The sequence below is a fragment of the Brenneria izbisi genome (assembly GCF_025840185.1).
GTDB lineage: Bacteria > Pseudomonadota > Gammaproteobacteria > Enterobacterales > Enterobacteriaceae > Brenneria > Brenneria izbisi.
Genome location: NZ_JAMPJU010000011.1, coordinates 62631 through 77908, shown reverse-complemented (window position 1 = coordinate 77908; position 15278 = coordinate 62631). Strand labels below are relative to the sequence as shown.

The following is a 15278-nucleotide window of genomic DNA, read 5'->3' as shown; positions in this document are numbered from 1 at the left end:
TTAAATAACTGACAGAGGAAAGGAGTCGGATCATGCCCAGTATAAATTATTCAGCAATATTGTTCAGTGAATTATTGTTTGTTAAATGATGTGGTGCTGCTATTTCAGTCGTTTGTTGATTTTACAACTAAAAGACCGCGAATAACGATCAGAAAGACAATAAATCTGATGGTTAATCAATAGCGTAAAGACCTCACTTTTTGTCATGCCGGGGATATTCAGCCATCCATATTTTATGTGCTGCTTTTATCACCATGGGCATCAGATAAGTATGGCGTGATAGGTGTGTATATATTAAAGAGAGGCAAAACATGGCAAACGAAAAAGGTTGGGTTGGCGTTGCCTGTAGTTTTTTGTTGTTTATCGTGGTCTTTTTGAGTCAAAAGATGGCGGTGGTGGACGCGGTGACCGGCGAGAGTTTGCCAGGCGGCCCCGGTATGTTGCTCTTTTTATTGCCTGGCGCGATCGCGAGCGTTTTGTCTGTACGAGGGCGTCTGCTTTACCCACTATTCGGCGCGCTCATGGCGATGCCGATCTGTCTGATTATTTTGCATTTATGGCGTATGCCGCTGGGTACTTTCGGGCAGGAATTGGCCTATATTCTGAGTGCGGTCTTCTGGAGCGTGCTGGGGGCGTTAGGTTTTTTGTTTCTCAATGGGATGTATCGACGCTATATTCACGACAAAATGCGCGAAAGATGAACAATAATAACTGATAAAACAAGGGTAAAAAAAAGCGCGATACGGATATACGCGCCTTTTTTGTATAAATTACCGCCGAAACAAACTGAGATGCTCTTTGGCGTAAGCTTCGAAATCGGTGCAACCGCCAATATGTTTTTCATCAAGGAAAATCTGCGGTACGGTTTCGACCGGTTTGCCGACCGTCTTGGACAAATCGTCTTTCGAGATCCCTTCCGCATGGATATCCACATAGCGGAATCTGAAGTCATCACGTTCTTCCGTCAGTTTTTCTGCCAGTTCTTTAGCGCGTACACAATAAGGGCAACCAGGACGCCCGAAAATAACCGCGAACATGTAAACTCCTTAGTAGATTTTAAAAGCTTTTGGCATGTAGCCGATTGTAAATGGAACTTAATATGCCTCGATTGCATGATGAAAAAAAGTAGTAATTACCAGTTGTTCTGATTTGTTTTGCCTATGATGGAACAGAATGCAAGGCGAACATTGGTCTGGCGAATCCTCTGGCATATAATCGCCAGCAGGATTGCGCCGATATTCGGTGTTTCCCGAGCCGATTGACTGCGCGCAGCCAACGCGTCTGCAACTTGAAGTATAACGGGTATATTAAGGATACGCAGAGTGACGCCAACGATTGATTTATTACAACGCCATCGTTCCATTCGTGCTTTTACTTCCCAGCCAATCACGGACGAACAGCGTAGCGCGATTATCTCCGCTGCCCAGAGTGCGTCCAGTTCCAGTTTTTTGCAGTGTACTTCCATTATTCGCATCACCGATCACGCGATGCGGCAAGCGCTGGTTCACTATACGGGAGAGCAGACTTACGTTGCTCAGGCGGCGGAGTTTTGGGTCTTTTGCGCCGATTTTCATCGTCATCTGGAGATTTTTCCTCAGGCCGAAACCGGTTTTGCCGAACAGTTGCTGATTGGCTGCGTGGATACCGGCATTATGGCGCAGAATGCGTTGATCGCGGCGGAATCGTTGGGGCTGGGCGGCGTATTTATCGGTGGTATTCGTAATAATATCGCCGATGTCACTACGTTACTGACATTGCCGCGTCAGGTCTTGCCTTTATTTGGTCTGTGTCTGGGATACCCGGATGCCGATCCGCAGCTAAAACCGCGCATGCCGATGGCTATGCTGGTGCATGAGAATGTGTATCAGCCGCTCGACGATGAAAAATTAGCGGAATATGATCGCCAAATGGTCGAGTATTATCTTCAACGCACCAGCAATCGACATGATAGCTGGAGTGAGCATGTGCAGCGCACGCTGAAAAAAGAATTGCGTCCGTTTATGCTGGACTACTTACATCAACAAGGATGGGCGATACGTTAGTATCTTGTCTGTAGGACATTAGACATTTATGAAGATAGCCATTTTGTCCCGCGACGGCGCATTATATTCCTGCAAGCGACTGCGTGAAGCGGCTGAAGAGCGCAGGCACTGTATTGATGTCATTGATCCGTTGTCCTGCTATATGAATATCAATTCGGCTGCTCCCTCCATTCATTACCGTGGGCGTCGGTTGGTTAAATATGATGCGGTAATCCCGCGAATTGGTTCGCTGGTTACGTTTTATGGCACCGCAGTATTGCGCCAGTTTGAAATGCTGGGCAGCTATCCGTTGAATAATTCCGTGGCGGTGATCCGAGCGCGAGATAAACTGCATTCGTTGCAATTGTTGGCGCGTGAAGGCATTGATTTGCCGGTGACGGGATTCGCTCACTCCCCGGATGATACCGGCGACCTGATCGAAATGGTGGGAGGCGCGCCGCTGGTAGTGAAACTGGTGGAGGGAACGCAGGGCATCGGCGTGGTGCTGGCGGAAACTCGTCAAGCGGCGGAAAGCGTGATTGATGCGTTCCGGGGGCTGAATGCGCACATTCTAGTGCAGGAATATATCAGGGAAGTGAAGGGGCGGGATATTCGTTGTCTGGTGATCGGCAATCGGGTTGTGGCGGCAATTGAACGGCAGGCGAAGCCGGGTGAGTTTCGTTCCAATCTGCATCGCGGCGGTTCGGCCAGCAAGGTCAGGATTACGGCGCAGGAACGTGCGATTGCGCTCAAAGCGGCGAAAACGCTGGGATTGAATGTGGCTGGGGTGGATATCCTGCGTGCCGAGCGGGGGCCGTTGGTGATGGAAGTCAACGCGTCGCCTGGTCTGGAAGGCATTGAAACCACCACCGGGCTGGATATCGCCGGCATGATGATTGAGTTTATCGAGCAGCATATCCGCGCGTTGGCGGTTGTCAGTAAACGCTAGCGTGTTTATCATCCGACGGAACAGGTCATCGAATGTTGGCCAGTGTGATTTAAAGCGCTTTTATCATGGCATCGGAATAGAATATTCCGTAAGCTATGGCCCTTTTTAAGAATAGTCCAGTATGAGGCAAATAATCATGGATTCACTCATCGTCCCGGATCTGAATATGCTACGGCGGTGGCTGGATCAGTTGAACATTCTGTTTTTTGAATGTGATTCCTGTCAGGCGCTCCATTTACCCCATATGCAGAATTTTGACGGCATATTTGACGCCAAGGTCGATCTGGTGGATAACGTCATCCTGTTTTCCGCGCTGGCGGAAGTAAAGCCCAGCGCCTTGATTCCGCTGGTCGGCGATTTGAGCCAGATCAACGCCAGTTCTCTGACCGTCAAGGCGTTTATTGATGTTCAGGATGATAATCTGCCCAAACTCATTGTTTGCCAGTCAGTTAGTGTGGCGGCGGGAATGACGCTGGAACAGTTCCGGCATTTCATGATGCAATCGGAAGAGCAGATTTCGATGATCATTCTGGAGGCGGGCGCCAATAATCTGTTGTTTATCGGCGGCGATGAAGACACTTCTGCTGAAAGGCCACACTACTCCCATCTGCACTGATGCTATTGCTGCCAACGGCAGCAATCAGTTTTACTTATTTTTAATAATCAATGATTTATTCTATATTTCCCTTGTCGTAACCGGATATTTGCCGCTATTTACGACGAATCGACTGTATCGCATAAATAAATTGTGAATAAATAATCGATAAAAGTCATTTTTTACTTTCGATTATGGCAAGCTTGAAGCGCTACAGTTATGCTTGACTTCAGCAACAGTCGCGCAATTTATAGATAAATGGAGTGCATAGCCATGCACTGATATTTATGGTGGCTGTTCACACACAGGAAAAGTTCTGTATCGTGATGATACCAGTTTACTCCCATGAATCACCCCTTTGTATGGAGGAAGGAACGGATGTTAGCCCAACGTAAATCATGGCTATCGGGTGTTGTTGCCGGCTTGCTGATGGCCGCGTCCGTCACCGCGTCAGCCGAAGAAAAAACACTACATGTCTATAACTGGTCTGACTATATCGCGCCAGATACGTTACAGAATTTCCAAAAAGAAACGGGCATAAAAGTGGTTTATGACGTGTTTGATTCCAATGAAGTCCTGGAAGGCAAACTCATGGCAGGCAGCACGGGGTTTGATCTGGTCGTCCCTTCCGCTAGCTTTCTGGAGCGTCAACTCTCCGCCGGGGTATTTCAGCCATTAGACAAAAGTAAACTACCGAATTATAAAAATCTGGATCCTGAACTGCTGAAACTGATTGCTAAGCACGATCCCGGTAACAAGTATTCGCTGCCTTACCTGTGGGCCACCACTGGGATTGGCTACAACGTGGAGAAAGTCAAAGCCGCGTTGGGCGCGGATGCCCCGGTCGACAGTTGGGATCTGGTGTTGAAGCCGGAAAACCTGGAGAAACTGAAAAGCTGCGGCGTTTCCTTCCTTGATGCGCCGGAAGAGATTTTCGCCACCGTGCTGAACTATCAGGGCAAAGATCCCAACAGCACCAAAGCGGATGACTACACCAAGTCAGCCACCGATTTGCTGTTGAAACTCCGTCCGAGCATTCGCTACTTTCACTCATCACAATATATCAATGACTTGGCGAACGGCGATATCTGTGTAGCGGTAGGCTGGGCGGGCGACATCATGCAGGCGGCTAACCGGGCGCAGGAAGCTAAAAACGGGATTAATGTGCAATACAGTATCCCGAAAGAAGGCGCGCTGGCTTTCTTTGATGTCCTCACCATGCCGAAAGATGCTAAAAATGTCGATGAAGCCTATCAATTCATGAACTATCTGCTGAAACCGGATGTCATGGCTAATATCAGTAATCACGTGTATTACGCTAGTGCAAATAAGGAATCGGTGGCGTTGGTGAATGAGGATATCCGTAATAATCCGGGTATTTATCCACCGGATGATGTGCGCGCCAAACTGTTTACGCTTAAAGTTCAGTCGCCGCAGATTGATCGTACCCGTACTCGCGCTTGGACAAGGGTGAAAAGCGGAAAATAACCATTTTCCATCCTGACGCGATGCGATAAACAACAGGCGGTTAATCCGCCTGTTTGCGCTTTATACGTGTCACAACTTTTGTTTGTATGGTTTTTTTGCATCAAGAGTTGTGATTTGTTCTGCTTTTGTCGGAGAGCAATGCTAGTGAATGATGTTATTCCCCGTCCCCAGCCGAAGCCCCAAAAAGCGGCTACCCCGTTGCTGGAAGTGCGTAATCTGACCAAATCGTTTGATGGTCAGGCCGCTGTCGATGACGTAAGTTTGACAATTTATAAAGGTGAAATATTTGCCTTGCTGGGCGCTTCAGGCTGTGGGAAATCCACGTTGCTGCGCATGCTGGCAGGTTTTGAACATCCGACTCAGGGGCAAATCGTGCTTGATGGTCAAGATTTGTCCTTGGTGCCGCCTTACCAGCGCCCCATCAACATGATGTTCCAGTCATACGCGTTATTCCCTCATATGACGGTGGAAAAAAATATTGCGTTTGGTCTGAAGCAGGACAGGTTATCCCGCTCAGAGATCAAGGATCGCGTAGAAGAGATGTTGTCGCTGGTGCACATGCAGGAGTTCGCCCGCCGTAAACCGCATCAGCTTTCCGGCGGTCAGCGTCAGCGCGTGGCGTTAGCGCGCAGCCTGGCCAAACGTCCGAAATTGTTGCTGCTTGACGAACCGATGGGCGCGCTGGATAAAAAGCTGCGTGACCGTATGCAGCTTGAAGTGGTCGATATTCTGGATCGTGTCGGGGTGACGTGTGTCATGGTTACCCACGATCAGGAAGAAGCGATGACCATGGCGGGACGTATCGCCATTATGAACCGCGGCAAGTTCGTGCAGATTGGCGAACCGGAGGAAATCTACGAGCATCCGAACACCCGCTTTAGCGCCGAATTTATTGGTTCGGTGAATATGTTTGAAGGCATGTTGACTGAGCGTCGTGATGACGCGTTGATTATCCAAAGCCCAGGGCTGGTGCATCCGCTGAAAGTGGATTCGGATGTTTCCGTGGTGGACGGCGTGCCGGTTTACATCGCGTTGCGCCCTGAAAAAATTATGCTGTGCGAAGAGATTCCCGCTGAAGGCTGTAATTTCGCTGTCGGTGAGGTGGTGCATATTGCCTATCTGGGCGACTTGTCGATCTATCATGTGCGGCTCGCCAGCGGACAAATCATCAGCGCGCAGTTACAGAATGCCTACCGCTATCGCAAAGGGGCGCCCACCTGGGGCGACGAAGTGCGGTTGTGCTGGGATGCTGATAGCTGTGTGGTGTTGACTGTGTAGCGAGGAATAACGTCATGACAATGTTTCCCGAACAGCACACGGAGCAACCGCCTGGAGAAACCAGAGGGCGTTTGCAATTGCTGATGGCGCGCTGGCGTCAGGCGCACGGACGCAAGTTGGTGATTGCGCTGCCGTATCTGTGGCTGCTGATGCTGTTTATGCTGCCGTTCCTGATTGTTTTCAAAATCAGTCTGGCGGAGATGGCGCGGGCGATCCCGCCGTATACGGATCTGGTTTCCTGGGTAGAGGGCCGACTGGATATCTCTCTGAATCTGGGGAACTATCTGCATCTGCTGGACGATCCGCTGTATATCGATGCTTATCTGCAATCGTTGCAGGTGGCGGCAGTTTCCACGCTGTTTTGTCTGCTTATCGGCTATCCGTTGGCCTGGGCGGTGGCGCATAGCAAGCCGTCTACCCGCAATATTCTGCTGTTGCTGGTGATCCTGCCCTCCTGGACATCGTTCCTGATCCGCGTTTATGCCTGGATGGGGATTCTGAAAAATAACGGTATTCTGAATAATTTCCTGCTGTGGCTGGGCGTTATTGATCAGCCGTTAGTGATCCTGCACACCAATCTGGCGGTTTATATCGGCGTGGTTTACTCCTATCTGCCGTTTATGGTGCTGCCGATTTACACCGCGCTTACCCGGCTTGATTACTCGCTGGTGGAGGCGTCGCTGGATTTGGGCGCGCGTCCGCTCAAAACATTTTTCAGCGTGATTGTGCCGCTCACCAAAGGCGGCGTTATCGCCGGTTCCATGCTGGTCTTTATTCCGGCGGTGGGGGAGTACGTGATCCCGGAACTGCTTGGCGGGCCGGACAGCATCATGATTGGTCGTATTCTGTGGCAGGAATTCTTTAATAACCGGGATTGGCCGGTAGCGTCAGCGGTAGCGATTATCATGTTGCTGCTGTTGATCATGCCGATCATCTGGTTCCACAAACATCAGAGCAAAGCCGCGGGGGATGAGGCATGAATAATCTACCGGTCGTTCGTTCACCGTGGCGTATTGTGATTTTGGTGCTATGTTTTACATTTCTCTATGCGCCGATGCTGATGTTGGTGATTTATTCCTTCAACAGTTCGAAACTGGTGACCGTCTGGGCAGGGTGGTCAACGCGCTGGTACACCGAATTGTTCCATAACTCGGCGATGATCAGCGCCGTCGTTCTCAGTCTGACGATCGCCGCCGCCTCCGCGACAATGGCGGTTATCCTGGGGACGCTGGCGGCGGTGGTGATGGTGCGCTTTGGCAGTTTCCGCGGTTCGAACGGTTTTGCCTTTATGCTGACCGCGCCGCTGGTGATGCCGGACGTGATCACCGGTTTATCGCTGCTGTTGCTGTTTGTCGCGCTGGGGCATGCCATCGGGTGGCCTGCCGAACGAGGCATGCTCACCATATGGCTGGCGCATGTGACCTTCTGTACCGCCTACGTAACGGTGGTGGTCAGCGCTCGTTTACGTGAGCTCGATCACTCTATTGAAGAGGCGGCGATGGATCTCGGCGCGGCGCCGCTGAAAGTCTTCTTTATCATCACCGTGCCGATGATTGCGCCCGCCCTGATTTCAAGCTGGCTGCTGGCGTTTACTCTGTCGCTTGATGATTTGGTCATCGCCAGTTTTGTCGCGGGGCCTGGTTCAACCACATTGCCGATGCTGGTGTTCTCTAGCGTCAGAATGGGCGTTAATCCACAGATTAACGCCCTGGCGTCGTTGATATTGTTAGTGGTGGGCATCATCGGTTTTATCGCCTGGTGGTTTATGGCAAGAGCCGATAAGCAGCGTCAACGCGATATGCAGAAGGCGAGACGCGGTTGATTCGATAAATCAGCGAAAGTCAGTCATGCCTAAGTCAGCAACGCCGCCACTTTCCGCGGCGTTGCTGACTGGTTCTGTTTAACGGAGGAGCGTTGAAATTCTTTACACCAAGAAGGCAATGACTCAGCGCAAAGTGTACGCCCCGGTTCCGGTCATGGTGGCGGGCATCGCTATTATCGCGACCCGTTTTCTGGGGATTTTACTCTTGATATGGGAATTGGGGCCAAGTGGTGTGGGCGATTGGCTGGGCAGCAGCGCCGAAGCCTGGGATTCAACGCTGGTGGTATTATTGTCGTTTATTATTATCTGTACGGAAATCCGCTGCGGATTTGCGGTGTTATCCGGGACTAATTGGGGACGTTGGGGATATATCATTTGTCAGTGCCTGGTGACGTTGTATTTGCTGTTTTCCTCGTTGAGTGAATTTCTGCCCTCGATATTTCACATTTCGGGAGATGACAATACCGCGGTTCTGCATCAACTGATGCTTCAGAAAATACCGGATTTTTTGGTTATCGTGTTGCTGTTTTTACCTCACCGAAGCAAACGTTTTTTTCAACGACAGAAATAAACCTGTCAAGCCACGGATTCCTTCTGCCGCGGGTTTACGCCTGAAAGATGCAGGGGATACTCATCTGCGGTGATACAATCCATCTCATTAGTCTTTATTGTGATAGTTAGATTTTATGCATTGTGCACGATACAGCATGGGAACCTGCCGTTCCTGTCAATGGCTGGAAAAAGCCTACCCGCAGCAATTATCCGATAAACACCAGCATCTTGCCGGTTTATTGCAATCGCATACCGTTCAGCAATGGTTGCCGGTTTATTCTTCCGCACCGTCGGGGTTTCGCAATAAAGCGAAAATGGTGGTCAGCGGCAGCGTTGAACGCCCGCTATTGGGAATGTTGCATCGCGACGGCACTGCGGTCGATCTCTGTGACTGTCCGCTTTATCCCGCCGGTTTTCTTGCTGTTTTTGAAGTATTGAAAATATTTATCGCCAAAGCCGGACTGACGCCTTATCACGTTGCGCGTCGCCGGGGAGAGTTGAAATACCTGTTGTTGACGCAGAGCACGTTGCATGGCGCTTTTATGCTGCGTTTCGTATTACGTTCGCCAACCAAACTCGAACAATTGCGCGCCGCATTGCCCTGGCTGCAACAGCAATTGCCGCAGCTGGAGGTTATCTCCGTCAACATCCAGCCGGTTCACCAGGCCATAATGGAAGGAAAGACCGAGATCCTGCTTAGCGATTCGTCGTCATTGGCCGAACAGTTTAATCAGGTGCCGTTATACATTCGCCCGCAAAGCTTTTTCCAGACCAACCCACAGGTGGCGGCAGCTTTGTACGCCACCGCCCGCGACTGGGTTGCCGAACTTGATATTACCAGCATGTGGGATTTGTTTTGCGGTGTGGGCGGTTTTGGCTTGCACTGCGTATCGCCGCAAATATGTCTGACGGGAATTGAAATCAGCGCTGAAGCTATCGCCTGCGCGCGCCGGTCCGCACAACAGTTGGGGCTAACGCGGGTGGATTTTAAGGCGCTGGATTCCACACGTTTTGCCACCGCCGAAGCGGAAATCCCCGATCTGGTGCTGGTCAACCCACCGCGTCGCGGTATCGGCGAGGATTTATGCGCCTATCTGAATCGTATGGCGCCGGACTACATACTTTACTCCAGCTGCAATGCCGAGAGTCTGGCGAAAGATATGGATGAATTGAAAAACTACCGTGCTTTACGTGTGCAACTGTTCGATATGTTCCCGCATACGGCGCATTACGAAGTGCTGGTGCTGCTGCAAAAAGCGGATTGAGTAGGGTAACGACGCGGTTTTTTTTCAAACCGCGCCGTTTATTTAATAAACCGATTACTGCACAAACCACTTATCATTAATGGCTTTATAAGTGCCATCTGCTTTGATCGCGTCCAGCGCCTTGTTTAGTTTTTCCAGCAAGTCGGTGTTATCCGGGCGAACAGCAATACCCAGGCCAGTGCCGAAATATTGCGCATCGGTGACATGCTCGCCAACAGTGGCCAGATTTGGATTGGTTTTCAGCCATTCATTCACGGCGGCTGTATCGCCGAATACGCCGTCAATACGACCGTTTTTCAGATCCAGTACCGCGTTCTGATAACTATCATAAGAGACGGTTTTTACTTCCGGGTGCCTGTCATGCATATATTTTTGATGCGTGGTGCCGTTTTCCATACCGATACGTTTGCCTTTCAACTCGGCAAAGTTATTGAATTTTCCTTTCTGCGCGATAACCACCGCAGAGTTGGCATAGTAAGGTTGAGTGAACGCCACCTGCTTGCTGCGTTCCGGCGTAATATCCATGCCTGAAATAACGGCGTCATAACGACGGAATTTCAAGGCCGGGATCAAGCTGTCAAAGGCCTGATTGGTGAAAGTACAGTTTGCTTGCATCTGTTTGCACAGCGCTTTTGCCAGATCCATATCGAAACCGATGATCTCGTTATTCGCATCCAGATATTCAAAAGGCGGATAGGTTGCCGATGACGCAAAGCGAATATTATCCGCGGCGGCGGCGCTGCATGTCACTCCGGCCAGCAATGTGGCGATCAAGAATTTTTTCATCAATCTGCTCCAGGTTTTTTCTTTTATGGATGGAAATCATTGCACGGACTGACGCCGGCATCGAGGCGCTAACCTTGCCACTTAATGAATTTATATGCAAATAAAATGATTAAAAAATCATTTTATTATTGGGTAAAACGCCAGGTTACTGCGATGAAAAAGCAGACCGTCGCTAGCCTGCTTGATTGTGCGTCAATAATCGGTGATCAGTTACGACGTTCAAATACCAGAGCGCGACGTTCGATTAAACGCATGAGCAAGGTAAGCAACCCATTGACGCACAGATAGATAATCCCGGCGGCGCCGAAGACCATCACGTCATAAGTCCGTCCGTACATCAACTGGCTGTAACCCATCACTTCCATCAATGTAATGGTGTAAGCCAGCGAGGTACTTTTAAACACCAGCACCACTTCATTTGAATATGATGACAAGGCGCGCTTGAACGCGAAAGGCAGCAAAATGCGCAGTGTCTGCGGTTGCGACATGCCCAGCGCCGCACAGGATTGCCATTGCCCGGCAGGGATCGCCTTAACCGCGCCGTAAAACAACTGTGTGGTGTAGGCCGCGCTGTTCAGCGCCAGCGCCACCATCGCGCAGAGCCACGGTTGCGACAGCAAGTGCCATAACCAGGGAATTTGCTGGATAGACGTAAACTGACCAGGGCCGTAATAAATCAGGAAGATCTGAACCAGCAACGGCGTGCCGGTGAACAGCGTGATATAACCTTTCGCCAGCGGCGCTATTACCGGCGTTTTTAAGGTCAGAACCACCGTAAGCAGCAGCGATAGCAGCAGAGCGACAACAATCGCCACCGCCGTCAACGTCAGACTGGTATGCAGTCCTTTTAGCAGTTCAGGTAAATAAGCGAGCATCAGGAAGGCCTCCGTTCAAAACGCGTTGTGTGTAGCTCAATGCGTTTCAGAACGAACTGGCTCAGCAGGGTGATCGCTAAATAAATCGCCGCGGCAATCACGTACCAGGTAAACGGTTCCTGTGTGCGTGTGGCGATGCTTTTCGTTTGCAGCATCAGGTCATTAACGCTGATTAGCGAGACTAGCGCGGTGTCTTTCAGCAGTACCAGCCATTGGTTTCCCAGCCCCGGCAGCGCATGACGCCACATCTGCGGCATAATCAGACGAATGAAAATCGCTGATTTACGCAATCCCAGCGCCTGACCGGATTCCCATTGTCCCTGTGGCACCGCTTTCAACGCGCCGCGCAACGTCTGAGAGGCGTAAGCCGCATATAACAGCGCCAGCGCGATAACGCCGCACAAAAACGGGCTGATTTCGACCATCTCAATATTCAGTTTTACTGGGATCTGCACCAGATAGAGATTCAGGGTAAAACCGTCTGCCAACATCAGCAGCAATTGGGAAGAACCAAAATAGATAAACAGCACAACCAGAATTTCCGGCAGGCCGCGTAACAGCGTCACCAGTACGGTGCCGCTCCAGCTTAGCAGTTTCCAACGAGCAGTTTCCCAAACGGCAAACAGCATGGCGAGCATAAGCCCGAGCGCCAGCGCGCAGACGGCAAGGCCGACGGTCATCCCGGCAGCGCTTGCAAGAGGTTGAAATTCAATCATTGAGCGTCAGATTACTGCTGAAACCATTTTTTGTAGATGGTCTCATAAGTGCCATCCTGCTTGATTTTGTCGAGCGCCTCGTTGAATTGCTTCAACAGCGCCTCGTTGTTCTGGCGCACCGCGATACCGAGGCCAATACCGAAGTAGTCTTTATCCGTGACGTTCTGGCCGACGGAAGACAGGTTGTCATTTTGTTTCAGCCACTCATTGACGACGGCGGTATCGCCGAACACGGCGTCAAGACGGCCATTTTTCAGGTCCAGCACCGCATTCTGATAGCTGTCGTAAGGCACGGTGGTGATCTCCGTGTGCTTGTCCATCAGGTATTTCTGATGGGTGGTGCCGTTCTGTACGCCGACACGTTTGCCTTTCAGCGCGGCCAAGTCAGCCACTTTGCCTTTTTGTGCGATAAACAGCGCGGAGTTGTCATAATAAGGCTGGGTAAACGCCACTTGTCGTTGACGTTCCGGCGTAATATCCATACCGGCGATAACCGCTTCAAAACGTCGAAATTTCAGGCCGGGGATCAGGCTGTCGAACGCCTGATTGCTGAAGGTGCAGGTTGCCTGCATCTCTTTGCACAGGGCGTTGGCAAGATCAATATCAAAGCCCTGAATATTGTTGCTGGCATCGACGAACTCAAACGGCGGATAAGAGGCTTCGGTCGCAAAGCGGATAGTGTCGGCGGCGCTGGCCGACACACTCAGTCCTGCCAAGAGTGCTGCAACGATTAATTTTTTCATCGTAATTTTCCTGATATTAATCAATGAGATAAATAGCTGGCGAATTCGGGTGTCTGGGGCTGGGAAAAATGGCCTGCGTCCCCTTGTTCCACAATACGCCCATTTTCCATATAGACCACCCGGCTGGCGGTTTTGCGCGCAAACTCAACTTCGTGGGTCACGATAACCTGCGTGATCCCGGTTTGCGTCAACTCACGGATGATGTTCACTACCTGAGCGGTAATTTCAGGATCGAGCGCGGCGGTTGGCTCGTCAAATAACAACACCTGCGGTTCCATCATTAACGCACGGGCAATGGCGACGCGCTGCTGCTGACCACCGGAGAGATGCAGCGGATAACGTTCGGCAAAATCATTCAGACGCAGGCGGGTAAGCAACTTGTCGGCGCGCGCTCTGGCCGCATCTTTGCTTAATCCCAACACGCGGCAAGGCGCTTCAATCAGATTATGCGCCACGGTGAGGTGCGGCCACAGGTTATACTGCTGGAACACCATGCCAACATTTTGCCGTAATTCGCGGATAGCGTTATCGCCAGGGGCATGGTTGAAATCAAATTGATTACCGGCAATAGACAACCGGCCTGAACGCGGCATCTCCAGCAGGTTAAGAACGCGCAGCAACGAGCTTTTGCCTGCGCCGCTCGGCCCAAGCAGAACCAGCGTTTCCCCTGCCGGACAATCAAGTGTGATGTCGAACAGCGCCTGATGTGTGCCATAGAAACAGTTAATGCCGTTTAGTTGAATACTCATGCGTAAGAATTGAATAGACATTGATGCCGCGAATGTTAACGTCGGCAGTATAGTTATGCAATCGCCACCGGGTAAAATTTGTAAACAAGCGAATTATTGCTTAAATAGTAGCACAAAATAGTAATTTACCGCCTGATGACAGATACGCAGCGTTGTCGTCTGAACGGCGCTAAGGTAGGGTGTTTGCGGGGTAAACCGGCGTTATCGCGCCATTGATTATCTGGGAGTTTATGATGCAGTTATCGACAACACCGAGTCTGGAAGGGTTCACCATCACCGAATATTGCGGCGTGGTGACCGGGGAAGCCATACTCGGGGCGAATATTTTCCGTGATTTCTTCGCCGGTATCCGCGACGTAGTCGGCGGGCGTTCCGGCGCTTATGAAAAAGAATTACGCAAAGCGCGGCTGATTGCATTTAAGGAATTGCAGATGCAGGCCGAGGATCTGGGAGCCAATGCGGTGGTGGGCATTGATATTGATTACGAAACGGTGGGTAAGGACGGCAGCATGCTGATGGTGACCGTGAGCGGCACGGCGGTAAAATTGCAGCGTTAACCATGAGTTCATCGCTGATGCAGGAAAATAAGTTGCCGCAGAAACGTCATGATTAAATACATTACTTTGCTGATGCTAAGTTTAGCGCTGGCGGGATGCCAATCGGTCAGCGCGCCGCAGGATCAGCATGAGTATCACGTCGTGACAACGCAGGTGGCCCGCGCGCAGGAATCCCGTATTCGCTTTCTGGTGATTCACTATACGGCGGAGGATTTTCCGACATCCCTTAACTTATTGATGGGTGAACAGGTTAGTTCCCATTATCTGATCCCGGCTAATCCGCCGCTGGAGCAGGGAAAACCGGTTGTCTGGCAATTAGTGGCGGAATCACAGGCGGCGTGGCATGCCGGCGCCAGTTATTGGCGCGGTTTTACCCGTCTGAACCCCTCCTCGATTGGCATAGAACTGGAAAATGCGGGTTATCGGCACACGCTGACCGGCAATCGTTGGACGCCGTTTCCTCCTGGGCAGATCGCTTTGCTGACATCATTGGCGCGGGAAATTATCGCACGTTATCAGATTGCGCCGCAAAACGTGGTGGCGCACAGCGACATCGCCCCATTACGCAAACAGGATCCTGGCCCGCTTTTCCCATGGAAAACGCTGGCGCAGGCCGGTATCGGCGCCTGGCCGGATGAAGCGCGGGTGGCGTTTTATCTTGATGGCAGACCGGTCAACCAGCCGGTGGATACCGGGCGTCTACTGGATAAACTGGCGCGCTACGGTTATCTGGTATCCCCTGATATGACGGCACGACAGAGACAACAAGTGATCGCGGCGTTTCAGATGCATTTCCGCCCGGAAAACCATCAGGGACAAGCGGATGCGCACAGCGAGGCGATTGTGGATGCCTTACTGGAAAAGTATAGCGCGATGAGGTGA

Annotated in this window: 18 protein-coding genes; 12 read left to right on the top strand and 6 right to left on the bottom strand. The window is 51.0% G+C overall.

The genetic code is table 11. From position 1 onward, the window contains the following. Positions 1–311 precede the first annotated feature (311 nt). Positions 312–701, top strand: a complete 390-nt coding sequence (locus NC856_RS13905) for an inner membrane protein YbjM (RefSeq protein WP_264091019.1) — start codon at positions 312–314, stop codon at positions 699–701. A gap of 69 nt (positions 702–770) precedes the next feature. On the opposite strand, the gene NC856_RS13900 is transcribed toward NC856_RS13905, so the two are convergent. After that, on the bottom strand, positions 771–1037 hold the full coding sequence (locus NC856_RS13900) for a GrxA family glutaredoxin (protein ID WP_264091018.1): 267 nt from the start codon (positions 1035–1037) through the stop codon (positions 771–773). 285 nt (positions 1038–1322) lie between these two features. On the opposite strand from NC856_RS13900, the gene nfsA reads away from it, so the two are divergent. The 9 genes from nfsA to rlmC all read left to right on the top strand — a co-directional run bounded on the left by nfsA (position 1323) and on the right by rlmC (position 9970). After that, positions 1323–2042, top strand: coding sequence for an oxygen-insensitive NADPH nitroreductase (gene nfsA / locus NC856_RS13895; RefSeq protein ID WP_264091017.1), 720 nt, complete (start codon positions 1323–1325; stop codon positions 2040–2042). A 28-nt stretch (positions 2043–2070) separates the two neighbouring features. Beyond that, on the top strand, positions 2071–2970 hold the full coding sequence (gene rimK / locus NC856_RS13890) for a 30S ribosomal protein S6--L-glutamate ligase (RefSeq protein WP_264091016.1): 900 nt from the start codon (positions 2071–2073) through the stop codon (positions 2968–2970). Between the two features lie 136 nt (positions 2971–3106). Further along, the gene (locus tag NC856_RS13885; RefSeq protein WP_113868293.1) at positions 3107–3586 is read left to right on the top strand and encodes a type III secretion system chaperone family protein; all 480 of its coding nucleotides are present in this window, start codon (positions 3107–3109) and stop codon (positions 3584–3586) included. A 357-nt stretch (positions 3587–3943) separates the two neighbouring features. Then, positions 3944–5053 (top strand): spermidine/putrescine ABC transporter substrate-binding protein PotF, encoded by a 1110-nt coding sequence (potF, locus tag NC856_RS13880; protein ID WP_264091015.1) that lies wholly within the window; start codon positions 3944–3946, stop codon positions 5051–5053. A 144-nt stretch (positions 5054–5197) separates the two neighbouring features. Next, positions 5198–6331: a putrescine ABC transporter ATP-binding subunit PotG gene (gene potG, locus NC856_RS13875; RefSeq protein ID WP_264091082.1), complete on the top strand. Its 1134-nt coding sequence runs from the start codon at positions 5198–5200 to the stop codon at positions 6329–6331. A 20-nt stretch (positions 6332–6351) separates the two neighbouring features. Continuing rightward, the gene (gene potH / locus NC856_RS13870; protein ID WP_264091081.1) at positions 6352–7311 is read left to right on the top strand and encodes a putrescine ABC transporter permease PotH; all 960 of its coding nucleotides are present in this window, start codon (positions 6352–6354) and stop codon (positions 7309–7311) included. Beyond that, a complete protein-coding gene (gene potI / locus NC856_RS13865) occupies positions 7308–8153 on the top strand; it encodes a putrescine ABC transporter permease PotI (RefSeq protein WP_264091014.1) in 846 nt (281 codons plus the stop codon). The genes potH and potI overlap by 4 nt, the downstream gene beginning before the upstream one ends. 118 nt (positions 8154–8271) lie before the next feature. Beyond that, positions 8272–8724, top strand: coding sequence for a YbjO family protein (locus NC856_RS13860; RefSeq protein WP_264091012.1), 453 nt, complete (start codon positions 8272–8274; stop codon positions 8722–8724). A gap of 115 nt (positions 8725–8839) precedes the next feature. Next, entirely contained in the window at positions 8840–9970 is a 1131-nt protein-coding gene (rlmC, locus tag NC856_RS13855) for a 23S rRNA (uracil(747)-C(5))-methyltransferase RlmC (protein WP_264091011.1), read from the top strand. 54 nt (positions 9971–10024) lie between these two features. Here the strand turns inward: rlmC and artJ (NC856_RS13850) are convergent, their stop codons facing one another. From artJ (NC856_RS13850) to artP, 5 genes are all read right to left on the bottom strand, one after another. Then, positions 10025–10756: an arginine ABC transporter substrate-binding protein gene (gene artJ / locus NC856_RS13850; protein WP_264091010.1), complete on the bottom strand. Its 732-nt coding sequence runs from the start codon at positions 10754–10756 to the stop codon at positions 10025–10027. Between the two features lie 206 nt (positions 10757–10962). Further along, positions 10963–11631 carry an arginine ABC transporter permease ArtM gene (gene artM / locus NC856_RS13845; RefSeq protein ID WP_264091009.1) on the bottom strand — a complete coding sequence of 223 codons (669 nt, stop codon included), beginning with the start codon at positions 11629–11631 and terminating at the stop codon, positions 10963–10965. Further along, positions 11631–12347, bottom strand: coding sequence for an arginine ABC transporter permease ArtQ (artQ, locus tag NC856_RS13840; RefSeq protein WP_264091008.1), 717 nt, complete (start codon positions 12345–12347; stop codon positions 11631–11633). Before artQ ends, artM begins: the two co-directional genes overlap by 1 nt. Positions 12348–12358: 11 nt before the next feature. After that, positions 12359–13090, bottom strand: a complete 732-nt coding sequence (gene artJ, locus NC856_RS13835; protein WP_264091007.1) for an arginine ABC transporter substrate-binding protein — start codon at positions 13088–13090, stop codon at positions 12359–12361. Positions 13091–13110: 20 nt separating this feature from the next. Next, on the bottom strand, positions 13111–13839 hold the full coding sequence (artP, locus tag NC856_RS13830; RefSeq protein WP_318841736.1) for an arginine ABC transporter ATP-binding protein ArtP: 729 nt from the start codon (positions 13837–13839) through the stop codon (positions 13111–13113). A gap of 233 nt (positions 13840–14072) precedes the next feature. Here artP and NC856_RS13825 point away from each other — a divergent pair, with 233 nt between their 5' ends. Further along, complete coding sequence (locus tag NC856_RS13825; RefSeq protein ID WP_264091005.1) at positions 14073–14396, top strand: heavy metal-binding domain-containing protein; 324 nt, start codon at positions 14073–14075, stop codon at positions 14394–14396. 48 nt (positions 14397–14444) lie between these two features. Then, positions 14445–15278, top strand: a complete 834-nt coding sequence (locus NC856_RS13820) for an N-acetylmuramoyl-L-alanine amidase (RefSeq protein ID WP_264091004.1) — start codon at positions 14445–14447, stop codon at positions 15276–15278.